The organism is Streptomyces sp. NPDC021115, from assembly GCF_044333065.1.
Taxonomy (GTDB): domain Bacteria; phylum Actinomycetota; class Actinomycetes; order Streptomycetales; family Streptomycetaceae; genus Streptomyces.
In genome coordinates this window covers 1,072,694-1,096,139 of record NZ_JBIRQF010000001.1, presented here as the reverse complement: position 1 = coordinate 1,096,139, position 23,446 = coordinate 1,072,694, and the positions used below count along the sequence as shown (strand labels likewise).

General features: G+C 73.0%; 18 protein-coding genes. 15 read left to right on the top strand and 3 right to left on the bottom strand.

Annotation, left to right across the window (positions count from 1 at the left end; genetic code table 11):
• Nucleotide 1: 1 nt before the first annotated feature.
• A complete protein-coding gene (locus tag ACH4TL_RS05100) occupies nt 2-2,167 on the bottom strand; it encodes an ATP-binding protein (protein WP_398311959.1) in 2,166 nt (721 codons plus the stop codon).
• Nucleotides 2,168-2,454: 287 nt separating this feature from the next.
• On the opposite strand from ACH4TL_RS05100, the gene ACH4TL_RS05095 reads away from it, so the two are divergent.
• The 3 genes from ACH4TL_RS05095 to ACH4TL_RS05085 are packed head-to-tail and all read left to right on the top strand — an operon-like array spanning nt 2,455 to nt 5,791.
• Entirely contained in the window at nt 2,455-3,117 is a 663-nt protein-coding gene (locus ACH4TL_RS05095; protein WP_398311962.1) for a response regulator transcription factor, read from the top strand.
• On the top strand, nt 3,114-3,767 hold the full coding sequence (locus ACH4TL_RS05090) for a DUF4255 domain-containing protein (protein WP_398311965.1): 654 nt from the start codon (nt 3,114-3,116) through the stop codon (nt 3,765-3,767). The genes ACH4TL_RS05095 and ACH4TL_RS05090 overlap by 4 nt, the downstream gene beginning before the upstream one ends.
• Nucleotides 3,764-5,791 carry an ATP-binding protein gene (locus ACH4TL_RS05085; RefSeq protein WP_398311969.1) on the top strand — a complete coding sequence of 676 codons (2,028 nt, stop codon included), beginning with the start codon at nt 3,764-3,766 and terminating at the stop codon, nt 5,789-5,791. The genes ACH4TL_RS05090 and ACH4TL_RS05085 overlap by 4 nt, the downstream gene beginning before the upstream one ends.
• A gap of 12 nt (nt 5,792-5,803) precedes the next feature.
• Here the strand turns inward: ACH4TL_RS05085 and ACH4TL_RS05080 are convergent, their stop codons facing one another.
• A complete protein-coding gene (locus ACH4TL_RS05080) occupies nt 5,804-7,231 on the bottom strand; it encodes an RICIN domain-containing protein (RefSeq protein WP_398311972.1) in 1,428 nt (475 codons plus the stop codon).
• A gap of 222 nt (nt 7,232-7,453) precedes the next feature.
• Between ACH4TL_RS05080 and ACH4TL_RS05075 the strand changes: the two genes are divergently transcribed.
• The 6 genes from ACH4TL_RS05075 (at nt 7,454) to ACH4TL_RS05050 (ending at nt 14,405) form a co-directional block, all read left to right on the top strand.
• Entirely contained in the window at nt 7,454-9,619 is a 2,166-nt protein-coding gene (locus ACH4TL_RS05075; protein WP_398311975.1) for a DUF4157 domain-containing protein, read from the top strand.
• A 186-nt stretch (nt 9,620-9,805) separates the two neighbouring features.
• Nucleotides 9,806-11,413, top strand: a complete 1,608-nt coding sequence (locus ACH4TL_RS05070) for a phage tail sheath family protein (RefSeq protein WP_398311978.1) — start codon at nt 9,806-9,808, stop codon at nt 11,411-11,413.
• Between the two features lie 67 nt (nt 11,414-11,480).
• Nucleotides 11,481-11,924 carry a phage tail protein gene (locus ACH4TL_RS05065; protein ID WP_398311981.1) on the top strand — a complete coding sequence of 148 codons (444 nt, stop codon included), beginning with the start codon at nt 11,481-11,483 and terminating at the stop codon, nt 11,922-11,924.
• Entirely contained in the window at nt 11,924-12,391 is a 468-nt protein-coding gene (locus ACH4TL_RS05060) for a hypothetical protein (RefSeq protein ID WP_398311984.1), read from the top strand. The genes ACH4TL_RS05065 and ACH4TL_RS05060 overlap by 1 nt, the downstream gene beginning before the upstream one ends.
• Nucleotides 12,388-12,561: a DUF6760 family protein gene (locus ACH4TL_RS05055; RefSeq protein ID WP_398311987.1), complete on the top strand. Its 174-nt coding sequence runs from the start codon at nt 12,388-12,390 to the stop codon at nt 12,559-12,561. Before ACH4TL_RS05060 ends, ACH4TL_RS05055 begins: the two co-directional genes overlap by 4 nt.
• Before the next feature lie 173 nt (nt 12,562-12,734).
• The gene (locus ACH4TL_RS05050; RefSeq protein WP_398311990.1) at nt 12,735-14,405 is read left to right on the top strand and encodes an IS200/IS605 family accessory protein TnpB-related protein; all 1,671 of its coding nucleotides are present in this window, start codon (nt 12,735-12,737) and stop codon (nt 14,403-14,405) included.
• Between the two features lie 2,189 nt (nt 14,406-16,594).
• On the opposite strand, the gene ACH4TL_RS05045 is transcribed toward ACH4TL_RS05050, so the two are convergent.
• Entirely contained in the window at nt 16,595-16,978 is a 384-nt protein-coding gene (locus tag ACH4TL_RS05045) for a hypothetical protein (protein WP_398311993.1), read from the bottom strand.
• Between ACH4TL_RS05045 and ACH4TL_RS05040 the strand changes: the two genes are divergently transcribed.
• Genes ACH4TL_RS05040 through ACH4TL_RS05015 form a run of 6 tightly spaced genes read left to right on the top strand, consistent with a single transcriptional unit; the run spans nt 16,971 to nt 23,438 of the window.
• Nucleotides 16,971-17,846 carry a hypothetical protein gene (locus ACH4TL_RS05040; protein ID WP_398311996.1) on the top strand — a complete coding sequence of 292 codons (876 nt, stop codon included), beginning with the start codon at nt 16,971-16,973 and terminating at the stop codon, nt 17,844-17,846. The genes ACH4TL_RS05045 and ACH4TL_RS05040 overlap by 8 nt on opposite strands.
• 48 nt (nt 17,847-17,894) lie before the next feature.
• Nucleotides 17,895-18,332: a phage tail protein gene (locus tag ACH4TL_RS05035; RefSeq protein ID WP_398311999.1), complete on the top strand. Its 438-nt coding sequence runs from the start codon at nt 17,895-17,897 to the stop codon at nt 18,330-18,332.
• Nucleotides 18,333-19,097, top strand: a complete 765-nt coding sequence (locus ACH4TL_RS05030) for a peptidase M23 (RefSeq protein WP_398312002.1) — start codon at nt 18,333-18,335, stop codon at nt 19,095-19,097. It begins immediately after the preceding gene.
• On the top strand, nt 19,097-21,004 hold the full coding sequence (locus ACH4TL_RS05025) for a VgrG-related protein (RefSeq protein ID WP_398312005.1): 1,908 nt from the start codon (nt 19,097-19,099) through the stop codon (nt 21,002-21,004). Before ACH4TL_RS05030 ends, ACH4TL_RS05025 begins: the two co-directional genes overlap by 1 nt.
• Nucleotides 21,004-21,471 (top strand): GPW/gp25 family protein, encoded by a 468-nt coding sequence (locus ACH4TL_RS05020; RefSeq protein ID WP_398312007.1) that lies wholly within the window; start codon nt 21,004-21,006, stop codon nt 21,469-21,471. The genes ACH4TL_RS05025 and ACH4TL_RS05020 overlap by 1 nt, the downstream gene beginning before the upstream one ends.
• Nucleotides 21,471-23,438 carry a putative baseplate assembly protein gene (locus tag ACH4TL_RS05015; RefSeq protein WP_398312010.1) on the top strand — a complete coding sequence of 656 codons (1,968 nt, stop codon included), beginning with the start codon at nt 21,471-21,473 and terminating at the stop codon, nt 23,436-23,438. Before ACH4TL_RS05020 ends, ACH4TL_RS05015 begins: the two co-directional genes overlap by 1 nt.
• The last annotated feature ends 8 nt before the right edge of the window (nt 23,439-23,446 follow it).

Below are 23,446 nucleotides of genomic sequence, written 5' to 3'. Positions count from 1 at the left end.
GTCACTCGCCGGGCAGGTCCGGCCGCCTTTGGTGCCACAGCAGTTCGCAGACCCGGGCCAGGCCGCGGGCGAGGTGACGGCGGTACGTACTGAACGGCAGGCCGAGCAGTTCGGCCGCGGCCTCCTGGGTCGGGGCGCCCTCGAAGTACGTCACCGCGAGCGCCCGGTGCAGCTTCTCGCCCAGCCGGTCAGCGCGCAGCTTCCCGGCCGCCTCGGCGAGGACGTCCCGCAGCGCCTCCACGGGGTCGGCCGCGTCGGCGGCCACCAGCCCGGTGTGCAGGAGCGGGCTGGCCGACAGCGCGTCGGGCCGGTGCCAGGAGCGCAGGGCGCGCCGTACGGCCGCGTCGAACTCGGCCCGGGACAGGGCGCCGTGGCGGTCGTGCCCGCGGGCCGTCGACGGCGCGGCCGCGGCGGCGGGCGGGGCGGAGGAGGCGGCGGGCGCGGCCGCCCGCGCGTCCCCCTGGCCGGGGTCCAGCTGCATCGTCTGCCGGAGGAAGGTATCGGGTGACATCCTCCGCCGGTCGTGGCCGAAGAGCCCGTAGAGCCGGTCGCCGACCTGGACCAGCGGCGGTTTGTCCAGCTCCGCGACGAACGAGGAGCGCTGGTACGTCTCGAAGTCGTCCATCACCACGAGCGCCCAGGTCAGGCCGTCACCGGTGAGCACTTCGGCCATGATCCGCGCGCTCATGAGGTCCCCGGCGGGGGAGGGGTTGGGGTCGGCGCGCACCGTGAACCGGGCGATGCCCAGGTGCTCCCCGGGCGCCGGCGGGGCCGTGCGGTCCACATGCGCCCAGGCCGCGGCGATGACGGGGTCGGCGCCCCGGTCCGCCGCCCGGGCCTCGGTGAGCCGCAGCCAGGACATGAAGCCGACCGTCTCGCCGGAGACCGAGCGCCGGTAGACGTGGAAGGACTCGGGCTGCCGGTCGAGCCAGTGGCGGACGATGGCCACGTTCTCCTCGGGGCCCTCCCTGGCGGCCAGTTCCAGCACCGCGTCGCGGTCGCCGGGCCGCAGCTGGTCCTCGTACACCTCCTGCGGCCGGGGGCTGCCGAACCAGTTGCGGCCGAAGCCGTCGCGCTGGAGGTAGAGCACGGCGGCCGACAGGCCGCGCAGGGCAGGGCCCGCAGCGGAGCTCGAGCCGGGGCCGCCGGAACCGCCGGGGAGGCCGCGGGCCTGCTGCACCTGCTCGACGAGATGGCTGAGGATGCGGCCGTGCATGACCCGGTAGCGCTGGGGATCACGCCAGCGCAGATCGGCGTCCAGGATCTCGCGCACCACATCGTGCGGGAAGATCCCGCACGGGCCCGACTCGATGAACGGCAGCCCGCGCAGCCAGGCGAACAGGGCGCCCGCATCGACCCCGGGCGCGGTCGCCGCGTCGGCCTCGGGCAGGGCGGCCCGCAGCAACTCCTCGGTGGTCACATGGGCGTGGGCGCATATCTCCAGCGCCTGCCGGTGGACCGCCGACGGCACCTCGCCCACCAGCTGGGACACCAGCGTGCCGATCACGTCCTGGGCCGGGGTCCAGGCGCCGTTCCCGTCGTCGGGGCCGCGCGCCACCTCGGCGGCCAGCGACAGGGCCAGGGGGTTGCCGCCCGCGAAGGCGAGGACCCCGTCCTGCCGCTCCGGCGGCACCCCGCGCGCCGTGAGCAGGGCGACCGCCTCGCCGTGCGGCAGCTCCGGCAGGCCGACGACGCGCAGGATCCCGTCCCAGCCGGGGTCGGTCCGCCAGCGCTCCGACGGCGGCTGCCGCCCGGCGAGTACTACCACCGCCCCCAGCGGTAGCCGGGGGAGGAAACGGTCCCGCAGCCAGGACTCCAGCGACCGGTACTCCTCGAAGGTGTCGACCAGCAGCACCGGCCGGTCGGCGGCGAACACCTCGGCCGCGTCCGCCTCGAACGCCGCCGGGCTGCACTCACCGCTGTGCCCGTCCAGCTCGACCACGGTCAGCCCGGCCGCGTGCGCCTCGTCGGCGAAGCGCCGCAGCAGCGCCGATTTGCCGATGCCGCCGGGCCCGGTGAGGAAGAGCACAGTGAATCTGTGCTCCGCGCCGTCCAGCGCCGAGCGGAACTGGGCCAGTTCGCGGTCACGTCCGACGAACGCGCGCTGCCGCGCCGCGCGCAACTGCTCACCCAGACTTCCGGGTAAGTGGCTGTCACGGTGAGTCATGGCACTCCTTGCTGACGTGCTGATGAGCCGTCAAATACTCGTTGAGGGAGGAGAGTAGCGGCGGTCCCTGAGTGGCCGCCCCCTGGTGCTCCTCCGGTGGTGAGCCTCAAGTGGGCAGAAAACCGGCCACTTTTCGAGCATTTCCCCGAGCACTTTCCTGGGCACTTCTGAACACTTTCCGGGCGCGTCGAGAGCGGGTTCTGCGGATATCGGAGTGGTAGAAAGGATTCCGCCCGTGTGGTTGTTATCGGGAGCTGTCGCCCCATCGCGACGGCAGGGGAGGAACAGTGCGCGGAACTTTCCATTCGGCGATCGTGGAACCCGAGAAAAAAATTCCGGTCGTGGTCCATGCGCCGGATCCGATCTCACGAGAAGGAACGATCAGCCAGCTGCGGCAGCATCCGGAAGTGCACCTCGTCGACGAGGCCGCGGCGGGTGGCGAGGGCGTGGCCGTGCTGCTCGCCGAATCCCCCGACCAGGCCCTGCTCTCCCAGCTGCGCAGGCTCGTCCGCAGCGAGGGGCTGCACCCCGTCCTCGTGGTGAGCCTGATCCGCGAGGCAGAGTTGCTGGACGTCATCGAGGCGGGCGTCGGCGCCATCGTCTGGCGCCACGAGGCCACCGGCGGACGGCTGCTGAGGGCCGTGACCGCGGCCTTCCACGGCGACGGCGACCTGCCGTCCGATCTGCTCGGGCGGCTGATCACCCAGGTCGGCAGCTTACGGCCGGGCGCCTCTGGCCACCCCGCCACCCACCCCTCGGGGCTCACCCCGCGCGAGATCGACGTGCTGCGGCTGGTCGCGGACGGAATGGGAACTGGGGAAATTGCTAGTAAGTTGTCGTATTCGGAGCGGACGGTCAAGAACATCATGCAAGGTCTGACCACGCGGCTGGATCTGCGCAATCGCGCCCACGCCGTGGCCTACGCGCTGCGCGAGGGGTACATCTCGTGATTCACGAAGTCGACGCACTGCTGCGGACGCTGCTCCAGAGCGGCGCACTCGCCGGAAGCGATATCGAGATCGCCTTCGACGCCCCGACCAAGGAATGGTCCGCGCGCCGCAACGCCCCCGTCCTGGACTGCTATCTGTACGACATCCGGGAGGACATCAAACGGCGCGAACGCGGCGCGGCCGCCGTCCGCGACGAACAGGGCATCGTGGTCCGCAGGCGCCGCCCGCCGCGCTGGTTCCGGCTGTCGTACCTGCTCACCGCGTGGACCAAGCGGCCCGAGGACGAACACCGCCTGCTCTCCGCCGCGCTGGCCACCCTGCTGCCCCATGAACTGCTGCCGCCGGACACCCTTCCGGAGGCGATGGCCGAACTGGGCCTCAGCGTGCCGCTCACCGTCGCCGGGATTCAGACCGAATCGCGCTCCCTGGCCGAGATCTGGTCCGCGCTCGGCGGCATGCTCAAACCGTCGCTCGACCTCGTGGTCACCGTGCCGTTCCCGGCCCACCCCGACTACGACGCCGGGCCACCCGTCACCGAGGGCACGCTGGTGCGCGCCCGCGAGATCGACGGTGCCGAGGACGGCCAGCGCATGCACCAGCCGCGCCACCTCGCCCCCGCCCCGACGACCACGGGAGCACGCACCCGGTGACCGACAGCGCCACCCCCGCGCACGACACCCCGTCCGGCGATCCGGCGGCCGCGCTGCTCGCCCGGCTCGCCCGGCTGCGGGAGCGGATCGCCGCCCTGGTGGAGCGGCGCAGCGCGGACGACCCCACCGCTGCCGACCCGCTGCGCGGGCTGCATCTGCCGGAGGAGGCCGTACGCCACCATCTGCTGCGGTCCGCCGAAGCGCCGCCCCCGGACGCCCCGGACGCCACGGAGGAGGCCGAACCGCCGCCGCGGGAGGGTGACCGGCTGGCCCGGCTCGCGCTGCGCCTCGGGCTGACCGGGCTGGACACCGCCGTCCTGCTCATCGCGCTCGCCCCCGACCTCGACCGCGCCGTCGAGCCGCTGTACGGCTACCTCAACGACGACGTCACCCGCCGCAGGGCCACCACCGGGCTGGTGCTCGACCTGTGCGGCCTGCCCGCGACCCGCGCCGACGCCCGGGCCCGCCTCCACCCGACGGCGCCGCTGACCGCGTACGGGCTGCTGCTGGTCGAAGAGGGCGAACGGCCCTTCCTCAGCCGCTCGTTGCGGGTGCCGGACCGGGTGGCCGCCCATCTGCTCGGCGACGACACCCAGGACGCCGCGCTCGACGGCCACGCCCGCGACCTCGACGCCCCGGCCCACGACGAGCCCGTGGCGCACCGGCTCGCCCGGCACCTCGCCACCGCCCCGGGCACGGTCTATCTGCGCGAACAGCGGGAGGGCGACGGCCTGTCGTGCGCCGCCACCGCCCTGGGCGCCGCCGGGTACGACGCGCTGCACTTCACCCCGGGAGCGGCCGACCAGGAAGAGCACGTGCCGGAGCTGCTGCGCGAGGCGCGGCTGCGCGGCTGCGGGATCGTGGTGTCCGAGCTGCCCGAGCGGCCGGGGCCGCTCATCCGGGCCCTGGCGGTGCCCGGCGTACCGGTGCTGCTGACCGGCCGATCCGCGTACGACCCGCAGTGGTGCGACCACGACCCCCTGGTGCTGGACGTGCCCCGGCTGCCGTCGGGCGGGGTGGACGCCTGGGCGGCCGCGCTCGGCGTCGACGCGATGGACGGGCCCGGCTTCGACCTTGCGGGCACGGTCGCCCCGTACCGGCTCGGCGGTGAGCGCATCCGCCGGGCGGCGCGGTCCGCGCTGCGGCTGGCCGCCTTCGACGGCACCCCGCTGGGCCCTGACCAGCTGCGCCGCGCGGCCCGCCAGCACTCCGCGTCCGGGCTGGAGAACCACGCCCGCCGCATCCGGCCCGAGGTCGGCTGGGCCGATCTGGTGCTGCCCGCCGAACCGCTCGGCCAGCTGCGCGAGCTGTCGCTGCGCGCCCGCCACCGCGACCGGGTGCTCGGCGACTGGCGGCTGAGCGCGGGCGGCGGGCGGGGCCGTGGCGTCCTGGCGCTGTTCGCGGGGGAGTCCGGTACCGGCAAGACGATGTCCGCCGAGGTGGTCGCCGCCGATCTGGGCCTGGACCTGTATGTGGTCCAGCTGTCCTCGGTGGTCGACAAGTACGTCGGCGAGACCGAGAAGAACCTGGAGCGCATCTTCACCGAGGCCGACCGCACCGACGCGGTGCTGCTCTTCGACGAGGCGGACGCGGTGTTCGGCAAGCGCTCCGAGGTCAACGACTCCCACGACCGCTACGCCAACCTGGAGAGCGCGTATCTCCTCCAGCGCCTCGAGGCGTTCGACGGCATCGCCCTGCTCACCACCAATCTGCGGGCGAACATCGACGACGCGTTCACCCGGCGGCTGGACACGGTGGTCGACTTCCCGTTCCCCGACGCCGGGCAGCGGCTCGCCCTGTGGCGGCACAGCCTGGCCCATGTGCCGTGCGAGGACGGCATCGACCCGGGCCCGTGCGCCCGCGACTTCGAGCTGGCGGGCGGCTCCATCCGCAGCGCGGTGGTGACCGCGGCGTACGCGGCGGCCGGTCGCGGCGAGCCGGTGACCGGCGCCGATCTGCTGGCCGGGGCACGGCGCGAGTACCGGAAGGCGGGCCGCCTGGTGCTGGACGAGGTCAGCTGGTGAGCGGCCCATGCCCTAGGGCTGTTGGGCGTCCGGCTTGACGATGAACCACGTCTGGTCGTCGTCGTCCGAGCAGTCGAAGAGCGTGAGGTTGGTGCCGTCCGCCTTGTCCTCGTTCTTGGCGGCGTAACCGGCGACGTCCAGGCAGAGGTTGTCGCTGCTGTAGTTGTGGAGCCAGTGGAGCCCGTTGGTGTTCGGCCGCTTCTCCACCCACCACAGCTGGTTGTCGTCCATCTTGCGGGTACAGGGGCCGACCGACACCGGCGAGGTGGCGGGGACCGGGCCCGTCTCGGGCAGGTCCACGCAGAGCCCGTCCTGGAGGTTGCGGATCTGGACGAGGTCGGCGCCGTTCGGTCCGTTGCCCTTGAAGACCGTTTCGAGGTTCCACAACTGCGCGTTGTTCGCGCCGTCGCAGGGGAACTGGGCGGCTCGCTCGCCCGCCTTGCCCGGCTCCTTCGGGGCGGCGCACTTCTGCGTGGTCCCGTTCCGCAGCAGGACGCGGGCGAACGGGTCGACCGGCTTCGGCTTGGGCTTGTCTGCCCCGCCGCCACCACCAGCGCCGCCGCCCTCGCCGTCACCGTCGCCCGGCTTCTGCGTCGGCTCGGCCTCCGGGCTCGACGGGGGCGGGGAACTCGGGGCCACGGGCTTCTCGGTGGGCACCGAACTGGCGGCGGCCTCCGCGGTCCGGTCCTGGGCGAGGGTGCCCACCGGCGGCTTGTACGAGAACCAGATCATGACGAACGCGATGGTCAGCGCGACCAGCAGGCTGAAGAGCACGCCCAGCCAGCGCGGCATGAGCCCCGGCTGCTCGTAGGTGCCCCGCACCGGAAGCGGTTCGGCGCCGGAGCGCTGCACCGAGAGCGTGAAGGGCCGGGACTCCTTCGCCCCGGCCCAGATGGTCTGCCGCGGCTTCAGGGTGGTCTTGACGAACGCGGCCCGGCCGGGCTCGATCTGCACATTGGCCGGGTGGATGTCGTACGAGAGCTGGTCGCCGTTGTCGCTGCCGCTGATGGACGCGGTGAGCTTGACGTTGCCCAGGTTGTCCACGGCGAGCTTGGGGCGCCCCCGGAACCGGCCCTTCACCGTCTGCGGCACGAGTTCGGCCCGTACCTCGCTGAACGGCGTGACCGTGACGTTGCCCTCGGGGACGGTGGTGGCCTCCGGGTGCTCGGTCGGGATGATCTGCACCCCGTACGCGTTCGGCCCGGCGGCCGCGTCCGGCGTACGCGGTGGCGAGAAGGTCAGCTCCACCGTGCCGGTCGTCCCCGGGTACAGCCGGAGCGTCTGCGGCTCCACGGTCGTCCACGGGGACAGGGCGCCGACCGGTACGAAGCGGTACTCGTCGACGACGTCGCCGGTGTTGCGCAGCCGCAGCCGCACGGTGGCCGAGCCGCCGGGGTCCACGGTGGTCGAGGCGGGTTCCAGAGAGGTCCAAAGGCTCACCGAACGACGCTATGGCGGGCGCCCGTGCGCTGTCGCAGGCGTCGGGGCACGTTCCGTTGCCTGAAGGATCCGGCGCGTTGCCCTGCCGGGCGGCCGTCGGCCACCCGGGCCCCGGCGGTTGCCCCGAGGCCCGTCAGGGCTGCCCCGGAGCCTCTACCCGCGTGCCCGCGCCTCGTGTAGCCAGAGGGAGCGGACGTACCGGATCAAGGAGGCGGCGAAGCCATGCATGCACCACGAAAGCCTGACCACGACCGGTCCGCCGACCGGTCCAGGTCCTTGGTCCGACCCGCACCGGCCCTCGTCACGGCGAAGCCGGACACCCCCGCCGGGCCCGGCGGCGCGATGACGCCGGGCCAGGTCCTCGCCCTCCAGCGCTCGGTGGGCAACGCCGCGGTGAGCAGGATGGTCGAGGAGGAACGGCATGTCCACGGCGCGGGCTGCGGCCATGAGACGCCGGAAACGCCGGTCCAGCGCACGGCCGTGCACGACGTCCTGGACACCCCCGGCCAGCCCTTCACCGGACCGCTGCGCACGGAGATGGAGGACCGCTTCGGGGGCGCGGACTTCTCCGGCGTACGGCTGCACACCGACAGCGCCGCTCAGAAGTCGGCCACCGAGATCGGCGCCCGCGCGTACACCTCGGGCAATCACGTGGTCTTCGGCCCCGGCCCCATCGAGCCGAAGGTCATGGCCCACGAGCTGCGCCACACCCAGCAGCAGGCGGCCGGTCAGGTCGCCGGGACCGACCACGGCGACGGGCTGAGCATGTCGGACAAGGGCGATGACTTCGAAAAGGAAGCCGAGGCCGTCGCCGAGCAGGTGATGTCCTCGGACCCGGTGACGGCGTCGGCCCCGGCCCCCGGGCCGTCGGCCGGGCCCGCCGCGGAGGCGCCCGTGCAGCGCGTGGCCGACGGCCGGGCGGCACCCGTGGCCGTCCAGCGGGTGGGGGAGTCGAGCGAGAGCGCGGCAGAGCAGCCCGCCCAGGACGTCAAGGGCAAGGAGTTGATCCACCGGCTGAGCCAGTCGATCGAGGATCACACCATCGAGACGAAGCCGGTCGTGAGCCCTTGGGCACCGGGCACCTGGTGGCCGGAGGACTGGATGCCGGCGGGGAAGGCGCGGCTGAGGCGCACCCTGGACCGGCGGGTGCTCGCCGGTGAGGTGTTCGGCGCGCAGGACTTGGCGGACATCGAGGCGCTGACGACGGTCAACCCCGACTGGCTGAAGGACGTGGGCATCGGCACCATCTCCGAAGCCCAGGAGTACACCAGGAAGGGCAACTACAAGGACTGGCTGAATCTCCCCGCGGGCAAGCGCGTCCTCACCGCGACCCTGGCCTACAACAACCATCTGAAGGGCGCGCCCATCCCGGACAACCCGGCCTACACGCTCGCCCGCTTCTTCAACACCAAGGGCCGCAATCTCACGGAGGAGCAGAAGCAGCCCCTGAGGGACGAGCGCGACCAGCAGATACGCGAGACCGCCGTCCGCACGCTGCACCCGGCCGCGATTCCGCCCCAGGACATGCACGCCGACGCGAACAAGGCGCACGTCACCCAGCACCAGGCGAAGGCCGACAAGGCCCGTGATGTCTTCACCAACGTCCTTCTCGTCCTCCAGCACGGGCTGAAGATCTACGACAAGAAGCAGGAGAAGCACCTCGACTACCGCGACGGCGACGTCATCCGGGCCCTCGCGCACGGCGGCCGGGTGAACATCCGCATCCCGGCCCTGAACGAAGGGGAGGCGGCCGCGTCCCTGACGGATTTCCTGGGCGTCACCGAGGGGGGCGGGCTCGCGGAGCACGTCGAACCGCGGGACTACGCCACGCACGGGAATGACATCGGGAAGAACAAGGGCGACAAGCGGGGCAAGTTCAAGGAGACGGGCGGGGCCCTCGTCGCCCTCAAGAACAAGGTCCTGCCGGGCGGTCCGGACCTGTCGGGTCTGGACATCCCCGGTGGCGGCTTCGGTTCGAAGGACTGGAACGGCGATGTGGTGCTGCCGACCGGATCGCACGGCCACATGCTGCTGGTCTTCACCGCGCCGACCAAGACGACGGACGGCGCCCTCCAGGTCGGCATCGAAACGACCGGCCCCGACAAGCCCAGCACGGTCGGCTACAAGCACGACTTCCGGTCCACCGAGGCGACGGCCAACCCCGAGTCGGTCATGCACGGCCACAAGCGGGACAAGTTGAACGAACGCTATGTGGATCTGAAGGAGCTGGGGAAGGCGCAGGGAGGCGGGGACTGGCGCGCGTTCCTGGACGACATCAAGCAGGGCTGGTACGCCGAGCTGAACAAGACCAAGGACGGCTCCGACGAGCGGCAGGCACTGTACCGACAGCTCGTCGGCAGGCGGCAGCACTTCTACGACGAGACCTGAGCGGGCGGACCGTAGGGACACGGCGATGCCAGGGCAGGGGGCTGTCCGCCTGGTGCCGCCCATACCTTCGGGCACCGGCTCTGCCCCCTGCCAGGGCCCGGGGGACCTATCCGATCCGGCGTCCCCCGGTCAAGGGTGTGAAGGTCCCACGTTCTTCCTCACCCCTACCCCTGAGGAGCACAGCGCATGCCGTCGTATCTGTCGCCGGGCGTCTACGTCGAGGAGGTCGCCAGCGGCTCCCGCCCGATCGAAGGCGTGGGCACCTCCGTGGCCGCCTTCGTCGGGCTCGCGCCCACCGGCCCGCTGAACACCCCGACCCTGGTGACCAACTGGTCCCAGTACGTCGCCGCCTTCGGCGAGTTCACCGACGGGTACTACCTCGCGCACTCCGTCTACGGGTTCTTCAACAACGGGGGCTCCGCCGCGTACGTCGTACGGGTCGGCGGCACGTCCGGAAGCGGGGAGTCCGCGGGCGGCGCCGGGACCGCCGCCCCCGCCGCCGTGGCGGGATCGGCGGCCGCCCCGGCCGCGCTGCCCCCGGGCGCCCCGGCCGCGCTGGGCACGTTCTCCGTCCAGGCCCTGACCCCCGGCGGCGCGCTCAGCGTCGAGGTGGCGGACCCGGAGGGCGAGGGCCCGGCCGAGCGGTTCAAGCTGATCGTCAAGGACGACGGCAAGGTCGCCGAGACGTTCGACGTGTCCGCGAAGAAGGGCAACCGCTCCTACGTCGTCACGCAGGTCAAGGAGCGCTCCAGGCTGATCACCGTCCAGGAGGCGGCCCCCGCAGGGCAGTTGGCCCGGCCGGAGAACCAGAGCGTCGCCCTGGTCCGCCCCGCCCCTGCCCCGGCGGCCCCCGCGGACGCCCCGGCCGAGACCTCCGTCGCCCATCCCGGCCCCGCCGAGTACCTCGGCGACTCCGCCGACCGCACCGGCTTCGGCGGCCTGGAGGCGGTCGACGAGGTGTCCATGGTCGCCGTGCCCGACCTGATGGCCGCCTACCAGCGCGGCGCGATCGACCTGGAGGCCGTCAAGGCCGTCCAGCTCGGGCTGATCGCACACTGCGAGCTGATGGGCGACCGCGTCGCCGTCATCGACCCGCCGCCCGGCCTCAACGCCCGGGACATCCGGGTCTGGCGCCAGGAGACCGCGGGCTACGACTCCAAGTACGCGGCCGTCTACTACCCCTGGATCAAGATCTTCGACCCGGCCACAGGGCAGGGCCGCATGGTCCCGCCGAGCGGTCACGTCGCCGGCATCTGGGCCCGTAACGACTTCGAGCGCGGGGTGCACAAGGCCCCGGCCAACGAGGTCGTCCGCGGCGTCGTCGACCTGGAGAACCAGGTCACCCGCGGCGAGCAGGACCTGCTCAACCCGATCGGCGTCAACTGCATCCGCGCCTTCCCCGGCCGCGGCATCCGCATCTGGGGCGCCCGCACCCTCTCCTCCGACCCGGCCTGGCGCTACATCAACATCCGCCGGTACTTCAACTACCTGGAGGAGTCGATCCTGATCGGCACCCAGTGGGTGGTCTTCGAGCCCAACGACCACCAGCTGTGGGCCCGCATCCGGCGCAACGTGTCCGCGTTCCTGGTCAACGAGTGGCGGGCCGGCGCCCTGTTCGGCTCCAGCCCGGAGCAGGCCTTCTACGTCAAGTGCGACGAGGAGACCAACCCGGCGGAGTCGGTGGACCTGGGCCGGGTCGTGTGCGAGATCGGCATCGCGCCCGTCAAGCCCGCCGAGTTCGTGATCTTCCGGCTGGCCCAGTTCTCCAGCGGAAGCGGCGAGCTGGAGGAGTGACGGTGCGCGCGGAGGCGTGTCCCATCCCCTTTCGGTGCATCAGTAGCAGAAGGACAGACAGCGGTTCATGAGTATCCAGCCCGGTGATTCCTTCACCTCACACAACTTCGGCATCCAGATCGACGGCGTCATGGTCGAGTACCTCCAGGAGGTCAGCGGCCTCAGCTTCGAACAGGACGTCATCGAGTACCAGCAGGTCTCCGCGCAGGGCAAGCCCAAGGTCAGCAAGATGCCGGGCGTGCAGAAGGCGGGCCAGTGCACGGTCGTGCGCGGCATGACCCCGTCACCGGCGTTCACCCAGTGGATCCAGCAGTCCATCAAGGGCCAGATGTCCACGGCCCGCAAGAACGCCACGATCATGGTGATGGATTACGAGCTGAACCCGGTCAAGCGGTACAACCTGCGCAACGCCTGGTGCAGCAAGATCGACGCCAGCACCGTCAAGGCCGGTGAGGCGTCGGCGCTGACCGAGACCGTCACCATCACCTTCGAAGAACTGGACATCGAGTAATGCGCCGCACGGCCGTCCGCGCACCGGCCGCGGAAGCGGCCCCGGTGCCGGACCCGGCCCCAGCTCCTTCCGCGGTTCCAGAGCCCGAACCGCAGCGGCTGCGCACCGAGTTCGACTTCGAGCTGCCGCGCGGCTACGTCGACGACTCCGGCACCGTGCACCGCACCGGGACCATGCGGCTGGCGACCGCCCGGGACGAACTGATCCCGCTGCGGGACGTCCGCGTCCAGGAGAACCCGGCGTATCTGTCGGTCGTGCTGCTCGGCCGGGTCATCACCCGGCTCGGTGCGCTGACCTCGGTGCACGACGGCGTGGTGGAGAACATGTTCGCCTCCGACCTCGCCTTCCTCCAGGACTTCTACCGGCAGGTCAACGCGGAGGGCCACACCCGGGCCGGGGTCACCTGCCCGCACTGCGAGCAGCCCTTCGAGGTGGAGCTCGGCGGGAGCCGCCTGGGGGAATCGTGACGTACGCGACCGACCGTATCCACGAGGAGATCGCGTACATCGCCTACCACTTCCACTGGAGCCTGGAGGACATCCTGGACCTCGAACACGGCGACCGGCGGCGCTACGCACAGCAGATCGCCTCTCTCGTCACCCGCGCCACGGAGGGGCTCGGAACTGCTGGCGCCTGACCGTGCATGAGTGCGCTTCCGCAAGAACAGGTGAGCCTGGCGCCAGCGGCCGAGATGTGCTGCGGGCCTTGGATCGATAGGAACGGAAGTTTGTTCATCGAATGCGTGACCTTTGTGAGCGGGGGCCGTTGGTTGGGGCGGCAGGATTTCCGATTCCGAGTGGAGTGAAGGGCATGGGCGGGGTGCGGGAGGTAGCGGCGCCGTTCGTGGTGTCCGGCCCAACGGGGACGGCCATCCGCGCCCGGTTACGCGTGTCGGAGACCGATGCGGCGGTACTGGCCGAGGTCGGCGTGTTCCTCGGCGCCCTGGCTGCGGGTGATCCCGCGGTGCGTTCCCGGCAGGGCCTGGAGCACGGCGACAAGACCTGGGCGGTGCGCAAACGGGAGCTGACCGGGGTCTCATCGGCCAGGTGGGCGGGCAGCATCACCAAGGCCACCCACGATCAGTGGGCCTTGGCCCGGCGCGGACAGGCCGCCGAGATGGCGTGGCTGCGCAAGCAGATCGCGTCGATCGAGGCGAGGCTGGCGCGTCCGCTGGGAGCGAAGGCCGACAAGCGGGAAGGTGTGCCGCGCGGGTACGGTTCGCGACCCGAGTGGCATGCCAAGTCCCGGCGCCTGCACGCGCTGCGGGCCCGGCTGGCCGGGGTGGAGACGGACTGGGCGGCGGGCCGGGTGCGGGTGGTGCGCGGCGGGAAGAGACTCGCGCGCCTGCGCCACCACCTGGACCAGGCCGGACTGAGTGAGCGGGCGTGGCAGGAGCGGTGGAAGGCGGCGCGGATGTTCCTTGCCGCTGACGGGGAGTCCGGCAAGCTGCTGGGCAACGAGACGATCCGCATCACCGCCACCGGACAGCTCTCGGTCAAACTCCCGGCCACGCTGGCCCGTCTGGCCAACGCTCCGCACGGCCGGTATGTGCTGGACGCGACCGTGGCGTTCCGCCACCGGGGTGAGGAGTGGCGGGACCGGATCACGAACAACCGGACGGTGGCCTACCGCATCCACCACGATGTGGCACGGGACCGCTGGTATGTGACCGCCTCCTGGCAGCGCACCCCCGCCCCGGTCCTGCCCTGGGAAGCCGCGCTCGCCCGGGGTGTGGTCGCCGTCGACATGAACGACGACCACCTGGCCGCCTGGCGCCTGGACGTGCACGGCAACCCGGTCGGTGAACCCCACCGCTTCTTCTACGACCTGTCGGGTAGCGCCCAGCACCGGGATGCGCAGATCCGGCACGCCCTGACCCGGCTGCTGCACCACACCCGCGCCACCGGGGCGGGGGCGATCGCCATCGAGAACCTGGACTTCACCGATGGCCGGTGCCGGGAGAAGCACGGTCGAAACAAGCGCTTCCGCCGTCTGATCTCCCGCTTTCCCACCGCAAAGCTGAAGGCGCGGCTGGTGGCGATGGCCGCCGAGCAGGACATCGTGATCATCGCGGTCGATCCGGCCTGTACCTCCCGGTGGGGCGCCCAGCACTGGCAGCAGCCCCTCACCACCAGCAACCGCAAGGTTTCCCGGCACGATGCGGCAAGCATCGCGATCGGGCGACGCGCCCTCGGACACCCGATCCGGCGACGGACGGCACCGCCCCACGACGACCAGAGCGATCGCCGTGGGCATCGGACCGCCCAGGCCCGACCGGAGACCCGACGGCGTGAGGAACCCCGCCCCCGCGTCCAGGGACTACGGACAAGATCCGTGCCGCCCGGCAGCGGAGCGAACGCGGGCGACCGGGGGGCACCTCCCAGCGGTAGCTGGGGGAGTGCCCAACACCGTTCGGAGCACGCGGCTGAGCAACAGTCCTGGACACAGGATTCACTCCTGCTCAGTCCTGAGGAACGGTAGATGGGACTGTTCGACAGACTCCGGGGCCAGTCGCGGGCGCCGCGCGGCGGGGTTGCCCCCGACGCGCCCGGGGAGATGTCCGGGCGGGCGCCTGGGGAGGTCGCCCGTCCGGCATCCGCGGAGGGGATGCCGGACGGCCGCCCGTCGGGGGCGGACGGCCGTACAGAGCGCCGGGCGGTGGCCGCGTGGGCTGGACTTCCCCCGATCCAGTCCACGGCTGCCGCCCGGCTTCCGCGCGGCGTCGCCGACCCCGGGTTCGGCGGCTCGCTGACCACCTGGCAGAACCCGTCCTTCGCCGGGACGCTGTCGCACGCCGTGCTCGACGACGCGCCACGCGGCCTGATCCGGGGCGCCCTGAGGGAGCCGGGCCGCCCGTCACCGGACCTGGGCGCTCCGCCGCTGCCCCTGCCCCTGCCGATGGCCCAGCCGGAGCCGCCGACGGAGGGCGCCCCGCCGTTCGGCCGGTCGGCGGGCCCGGAGGTACGCCCGGTACCACCGAGCCCGCCCCGCCCCACGCCGTCGTTGACCACGGCCCCGGCCGTACAGCGCCGCACCCTGCCAACGGCGCGCCCGGCGGCGCCGGTCGCGCCGATGCAGGCGGACGCGGCCCCTGTTGCGGCGCGGCACGTGGCGGGCCCGGGTCCTGCCCCGGGCCCCGCTCCGGCTCCGGCTTCCGTCCCGGGGATGGCTGCTCCGATGCCGCCTGCTCCGGGGCCCGCTCCAGCGTCCGTTCCGGGGGCGACCGCTTCGGCGCCACCTGCTTTGGGGGACGCTCCGGTTGCGGCCGCGTCCGCACCTGGTCGAGCCCCGACCGCCTGGGCTCCGCCTGCCTCGGAGGTCGCCCCGGGCGCGGCAGCTTCGGCTCCGGTCACGCCTGCCCAGGCGACGTCTGAGTCGGCGCCAGCGGCGCCCGCCTCGGCGGCGTCTGCCCCGGCGCGGGGCAGTGGGCCGGGTGGGAGCATTCAGGCGCCTGCCGCGCCTGCCGCGCCTGCCGCGCCTGCGGTGCAGCGGCGCGTGTCCGACGGCCCCGGCCGGGGAGGTACGGCGGGACTGGGCGCACCGACGACCGGTACGCCACCGGCGACGCCGCCCGCCGCGCGTCCCGTTCAGTGGCGCACCGCCACCCCCTCCACCTCGGCAGCGTCTGCCGCGCCTGCGGGCCCTGTGCCACCACGGCCACCTGCCGCCAGCACCGCGCCCGGGGCGCAGCGCCGCGTTGCCCACGGCCCCGGTCCGGGGGGTACGGGTCTGGGCGCGCCCATCACCGGCGCCCCTGCGGCGACGCCGCCCGCCACGGGGCCCGTTCAGCGGCGCGCCGCTGTCCCGTCGGCTCCGGCGCCCGCCGCGTCCACGCCTGCCGAGTCGCCTGCGGTGCAGCGGCGGGTGCCCGACAGCCCCAGCTCGGGAGGGACGGGCCCGGCCGCACCGATGCCGGGCGCGCCTCCGGGGACGCCCGCCGCCACGGGGCCCGTTCAGCGGCGCGCCGCTGTCCCGTCGGCTCCGGCGCCCGCCGCGTCCACGCCTGCCGAGTCGCCTGCGGTGCAGCGGTGGGTGCCCGACAGCCCCAGCTCGGGAGGGACGGGCCCGGCCGCACCGATGCCGGGCGCGCCTCCGGGGACGCCCGCCGCCACGGGGCCCGTTCAGCGGCGCACCGCTACCCCCTCGGCTTCCGCTTCGGCGCCCGACGGCACCGGGGCGACACCGTCTGCCGCACATCCCGCGCAGCCTGCGCCTGCGGTGCAGCGGCGGAGTACGGGTCTGGGGGCGCCCATACCCGGTATGCCCGGGGCGACGCCGCCCGCCGCGCGTCCCGTGCAGCGGCGCACCGCTGCGCCTTCGGCTTCGGCTGCGGACGCTGCGCCAGGCCGGGGTGCTCAGGCGCCTGCCGCGCCTGCGGTGCAGCGGCGGGGTACGGGGTTGGGGGCGCCCATGACCGGTATGCCCGGGGCGACAGCGCCTGCCGGGCAGCGGCGCGCCGCTGCCCGTTCGGCTCCGGCGCCGGGCGGGTCCGTAACGTCCATGCCGCCTGAGCCGCCTGCGGTTCAGCGGCGCGTGCCCGATGACCTCGGCCCCGGGGGTACGGATCTGGGCGCGCCTCCGGGAACTTCGCGGCGTGCCGCCCACGGTCCTGGCCCCGGAGGTACGGGGGTTGGCGCGCCGACGACCGGTGCGCCTGCCGCGAGCCCTGCTCAGCCGCGCACCGCCGCTCCGTCGGCGCCGGAGGCGGCATCCGCCGCGCCCGTGGTGCAGCGGCGGGCCGCCGCTCCGGCGCCGGAAGCGGCGCGGGGCGGGGGAGCGGTGCAGCGGCGCGAGCCGCGTACGGGGCTGGGCGCGCCCTTGACCTCGGGCAGCAGCCCGACGCCATCGGCGGCGCCGGTACGGCAGACGCCCGTGCAGCGGGGTGCACTTGCCCACCGCCCGGCCCCTGCCTCGCTTCCGCTGGCGTCGGCGCGCGCCCTGACCTCGGCGATGCCGACGACGCCTCCGCCCGGTGCCGCCGCCGTACAGCGCGGCAGCACGCCGACGGCCGTGCCGTTGCGCCGCATCGGCACGAACCCCGAGCCGGTGGCCACCGATCACGCCCTACCCGTACAGCGGGCAGCCGATGCCCCCGCCCCGGCGGCGCCTTCCACCGGCCTGATCGGCCGTGCGATGCGGCGCATCTCCGGCCGCACGGCGGCGCCGGAGCGGTCGGATGCCGATGCGCCCATCGCGCCGCATGGCGCCGCGTTAGCGCAGCCCGCTGCCCCGCCGGTGCAGCGTGCGGCGGCCGCCTCGCCCGGCGGTACATCGCGGGCGTCCGCCTCGGTCGTGCCGTTGGGGCGGCCGACCGAGGCGGCCGGGGCGCCCTCCGTCCCGCAGGCGGGGGCGCGTTCCGGTGGCGGCGGGGCGGCCGGGCGGGGGCAGCCCGTCGCCCGGCCCGTGCAGCGCGGGGTGGCCGCCTCGCCCGGCGGCGTGCGGGCGCCCGCGTCGGTCGTGCCGTTGGGGCGGCCGACCGACGCGGGCGGAACGCCCTCCGCCCCGCCCGTGCAGCGCAGGGCCGTACCGCAGGGTGGGCCCGCGCACGTCGCGGCGCCTCGTGGCGCGTGGCCGCCCGCACCGCACGTCAGCCCGCCGTCGCCGTCGCCGTCGCCGTCGCCGACCGGGGTGCCCGCCCCCACACCGGTGCAGCGGGACGCAGCCCTGACACCGGCCCCAACACCGCCCCCGCCCCCGCCACAGATCCGCACCACCCGGACGGCGTCCACCCAGACCAAGGAGACAGGCGGCGGCAGCGGCAAGCGAGCCGCCGAACGCGTCGCGTTCGACGCCCGCGCGCTCACGGACGGGCAGTTCGACGAGCTGGTGCACCGGCTCATCGGCCCGCTGACCCGGCTGCTGAGAACGGAGTTCCGCCTCGACCGCGAGCGCATCGGCAAGCTGCGTGACCCACGACGTTGACCCAGACCAGCAACCGCATGACGTACGTAAGAAAGAAGGCCGCCCGCGATGCCCAGTGATCTCGACCCGGGGTCCACGATCTTCTTCACCCTCACCATCGACGGCGAGAGCCTGGGGTACTTCAACGGCTGCGAGGGTCTGTCGTCCGAGGTGGAGATCGAGCACCACCAGGAGGGCGGCAACAACGGCTTCGTCTGGCAGCTGCCGTCCCGCGTCACCTACTCCAGCATCCGGCTGACCCGCCCCCTCACGCCCGACACGTCGAAGGTGGCGGCCTGGGTGTCGTCCGTCACGACGGGCGTCACCCGCCCCACCGGGCAGATCGCCGCGCTGCGCGCGGACGGTTCGGTGGTGGCGCAGTGGGGGCTGCTCGATGTGCTGCCGGTGCGGTGGCAGGGGCCGTCGCTCGATCCGGCGAGCCCGGCGGTGGCCACGGAGGTCCTGGAGATCACCCACCACGGGTTCACGGATGCGGGGGCGGCGTAGGTGGCCACCAAGGGCGGAAACCCCGGAGGCAAAGGCGGCGGCAAGGGCGGAGCCAAGGGCGGCGCGGGCAAGAGCCTCGTCCGCGCGTCCCTCGCCATCCACGAGCCCCCGGTCGGCCACAGCACCACCCCCGGCGGGCTGATCAAGAACTTCGCGTTCGACTTCAACCCCGCCCAGCTGACGATGAGCCGCCGCACGGACTGGAAGTACTCCCCGAGCCCGGCCGTCCGCGACGGTTCGCAGCCGGAGTTCATGGGGCCCGAGCCGCGTCAGCTGAGCCTGGACATCTTCCTCGACTCGTCCGACCAGCCGGACAGCAACGAGGTGCTGAAGAAGGTCGAGGCGCTGTTCTTCTGCTGCGAGGTGACGGCGGCCAGCCTGGCCGCGAAGCAGCCGTCCACGCCGTGGGTGGTGTTCCAGTGGGGGTCGTTCTCCACGGCCCGCTTCACCGCGTACGTGGAGTCCGTGGACGTCACGTACTCCCTCTTCGGCACGACCGGCGTGCCGATCCGGGCCACCTGCCAGGTGAGCCTGCACGAGATACCGAGCAAGACGAAGGGGCAGAACCCGACGTCCGGCGCGCTCACCGCGCGCCGCGTCCACCGCCTCGTGGCGGGCGATTCGCTCCAGTCGCTGGCGTGGCGCGAGTACGGGGACGCCACCGTCTGGCGGGTGATCGCCGAGACGAACGGCATCGACGACCCGGCCCGCCTCGCCCCCGGCACCGAACTCATCCTGCCCGCCGTCGAGGAGGTGACCGCCTGATGCCGCCGATCTCGTACTCCAGCATCATCCACATCGAGCTGGACGGCACCCCGCTGCACCCCATCAAGGTCGCGCCGCATCTGGCGGAGGCATGGGTGGACTTCGGGGCGGGGGTGCCCGCCGCGTTCCAGCTCACCTTCCGCGACGAGAAGCGGACGATGCTGGGACTGGCGGGCGTCGACATCGGCACCAAGGCCGTGCTGGCGCCCGTCGCCAACGGCAAGGGGGTGCAGGATCCGCTGTTCACCGGCGAGGTCACCGGGCTGGAGACGGACTACGACGCCACCGGCGCGTTCACCGTCGTCCGCGGCTACGACCTCGGCCACCGCATGCTGCGCCAGCGCCGGGTGGCCGGATACACCGGCATGAGGGCCTCCGACATCGCCAAGCGGCTGATCGGGAAGAGCGGAATCACCCCGGGCAAGATCGAACCGACGAAGACCACCTACGAGTTCATCACCCAGGACAACGTCACCGACTGGGACTTCCTCGTCCGGCTCGCCGAGGAGAACAAGAAGGTGATGTTCCTGGACGCGAAGGGGAAGTTCCAGTTCGTCAGCCGCAAGAGCGCTTCCGGGGCACCCCCGCTGACCACGGACGGCGACAAGAGCCCGTTCGTCCTCCACGGCAGCCGTGACGTCCTGCGCTGCCGGGCCTCCGTCACCTCGGCCGACCAGGTGCCCCAGGTGCAGGCGCGCGGCTGGAACGTGCAGGCCAAGAAGCCCATCACCGCCCAGGCACCCACCACGGGCAACCCGGCCCTGGCCAACGGCACCAAGCCGGGCGCCGGGACGGCGAAGTTCAAGGCGATCAAGCTGGTCGACGCCTCGTTCCCGTACGACCAGCAGGGCGAGGTCGGCCGGGCCGCCCAAGCCCTGGCGGACGACGTCACGTCGGCCTTCGCCGAGCTGGAGGTGACCGTCCACGGCAACCCCAAGCTGCGCGCCGACATCCCGGTGACGCTGCGGGACGTCGGCAAGCCCTTCGACGGCAAGTACACGATGACCGGCGTCCGCCACGTCTTCGACAGGCACAAGCCGTACACGACTCTGGTGACGGTCAGCGGCCGCCAGTGGCGCTCCCTGTACGGGCTCGCCTCCGGCGGCACCCAGGCCGGGGCCTCCCGCATGCCGTCCGTAGCGAACGCGATCGTCACCAACGTGAAGGACCCGCTGAAGCAGGGCCGGGTGAAGCTGAAGTTCCCCTGGCTGGACCCGGATTACGTGAGCGACTGGACCCGTACCGTGCAGTGGGCCGGGGTGGGCGGCGGCAGCGTCTTCCCGCTGGACGTCAACGACGAGGTGCTGGTGGCGTTCGACCGCGGCGCCCTGGACCATCCGTTCGTCATCGGCGGCCTCTACAACGGCAAGGACAAGCCGAAGCCGGGCGACGTACCGCTGCACGACGCCCTCAAGGGCAAGGCGACCCGGCACACGATCGCCGACCGCGAGAACAACCGGCTGGACCTGCTCAGCCAGAAGATCGGCAAGCGCGGGGTGCGGCTGAGCACCGGAAACGACCGGCTCACCATCAACCTGGACCGCACCAGGACCGAGATCACCGTGGACAGCAAGGGCACGGTCGTCATCAAGGGCACCGGGGCGGTGTCCGTCCAGGCGGGCGGCAATCTGAGCCTGCGGGCGGGCGGCACCATGAACCTGAACGCCGGGGGAGCGCTGAACATCACGGCGGGCGGCGCCCTGTCCGCCACCGCGGGCGCCGCCTTCAACATCAAGGGCGGCACCGGCTCGATCCAGACCGGCGCCCTGAGCGTGACGGCCGGGGCGGTCAACGTCCTGCCCGCGACGTTCACGATGATGACCCCCGGTGTCGTCACCATCGGGGGCACCTCGGTCGCGCTGACCGGCCTCGCCACGATCAACGGTCACATCCCGGTGGTGGTCTGATGGCCGGGCAGTTCGTCGGCTCCGGGTGGTCCTTCCCCCTCCGTATCAGCCCGACCGGAGGCATCGCCCTGGTCAGCGGCGAGCGGGAGATCGAGGAGGCCATCCGGCTCGTGCTCGCGACCGCCCCCGGCGAGCGGCCCATGCGCCCGGAGTTCGGCTGCGCCATCCACGACCTGGTCTTCGCACCGGTCAACGAGGCCACCGCGGGCCGCATCCAGCACGAGGTGTTCACCACCCTCGACCGCTGGGAGCCGCGTATCGAGGTGCGCGAGGTGGAGGTGACCGCGGGCGACGACCAGGGCGTGCTCTACATCGACGTCCGCTACGTCATCCGCGGCACCAACAACCCGCGCAACCTGGTCTTCCCGTTCTACGTCATCCCCTCCCACGACGACTCCGATCCGTCCTCGTCCGCCGATGACAGCGCCGGTGACGGCGGCGGACCGGCCACCGAAAGCGATCGCTGATGGCACTGCCCTCCCCGAACCTCGACGACCGGCGCTTCCAGCACTTCGTCGACGACGCCAAGCGCTACATCCAGCGGCGCGCCCCGGAGTGGACCGACCACAACGTGTCCGACCCGGGTGTCACCCTGGTGGAGACCGTCGCGCACATGGCCGACCAGATCGTGTACCGGCTCAACCGGATCCCCGAGAAGAACCACCTGGCCTTCCTCGACCTCGTCGGCATCACCCTCTTCCCGCCGTCCGCCGCGCGCACCGACGTCACGTTCTGGCTGTCCGCCCCGCAGGAGGAGCCGGTCCGGGTCCCCGTGGGCACCGAGACCGCCACCGTGCGCGCCGACAGCGAGGACTCCGTCGTCTTCTCGACCGAGCGCGAACTCACCGTCGTGCCATGCGAGTTGCGCCACCTCGCCGTACAGCACGGCGGGCAGCAGGTCACCGACCGCACCACGGACCTCGTCGAGGGCACCGACGTGCTGTGCTTCGCCGAGGCCCCGGCGCCCGGCGACTGCATGCTGCTCGGGCTCACCGCCGCCGTCCCGCACTGCGCCGTCGCGCTGCGGCTCGACAGCCGCGTCGACGGCGTCGGCGTCGACCCGCGGCAGCCGCCGCTGGTCTGGGAGGCGTGGACCGCCGAGGGCTGGACGGAGTGCGAGGTCGACCAGGACACCACCGGCGGCCTCAACCGCCCAGGCGACGTCGTCCTGCACGTCCCCGCCGGGCACATCCTCTCCCGAACCGGCCGCAAGGAGGCGGGCTGGCTGCGCTGCCGGGTCACCGAGCCCGAGAGCGGCCAGCCCTTCTACTCCACTTCGCCCACCGTGCGCTCCGCCGAGGCGTTCACCATGGGCGGCACCGTGCCCGCCGTCCACGCCGAGACGGTGTACGACGAGGCCCTGGGCGAGTCCACCGGGCTGCCAGGCCAGCGGCTGCGGCTCGCCCACGCCCCCGTCGTCGGTGACCTGCCCCCGCTCCACCTCCAGGTGGCCGACTACGCGGAGGACAACGGCTGGACCGACTGGGACGTCGTCCCGCACTTCGCCGCCTCCGGCCCGTACGACCGCCACCTCACCCTCGACGCGGCCACCGGCGAGATCGCCTTCGGGCCCGCCGTCCGCGAACCCGACGGCACCCTGCGCCAGTACGGTGCCGTCCCGCCCAAGGGCGCCGTGATCCGCGCCCGCCGCTACCGCACCGGCGGCGGGCGCACCGGCAATGTCGCGCGGGGTGCCATCCGCACCCTGCGCGACTCCGTCCCGTACGTCGCCGAGGTCGTCAACCGCGAGGCCGCCCAGGGCGGCGTCGACGGCGAGACCGTCGAGGAGGCCAAGGCCCGCGCCCCCATCACCCTGCGCGCCCAGGACCGCGCCGTCACCCTGCGCGACTACGAGGAACTCGCCCGCCGCGCCGCCCCCGAGACCGCCCGCATCACCTGCCTGGAGGGCGAGGTCGAGGAGTACGGCTCGTACGCGGTACGCGTCCTCGTCGTCCCCCACGCCGTCCCCGACCCCGGCGGCCGGCTCCGCTTCGAACAGCTCGTCCCCGCCGACGCGCTCCTCCAGCGGATCACCCGCTACCTCGACGAACGGCGGCTCATCGGCACCCGGCTGGCCGTCGGCCCGCCGTACTACCAGGGCGTCACCGTCGTCTCCACCGTCCACGCCTTCCGCGGCGCCGACGCCGACCGCGTACGGCGCGACGCCCACGACGCCCTCTACCGCCACCTCGACCCCCTCACCGGCGGCGCCGACGGCACCGGCTGGCCCTTCGGCCGCCCCGTCCAGGCGGGCGAGATCTTCGCGGTGCTCCAGCGCGTGCCCGGCGTCGAACTCGTCGACGAGGTACGGCTGCACGCCGCCGACCCCCTGACCGGCAAACGTGGCGACCGCACCGACCGCATCGACCTCGACCCGCCGTCCCTGGTCTTCTCCTACGACCACCGCGTCCGGGTGATCGGGGACACGGCATGAGCAACGCG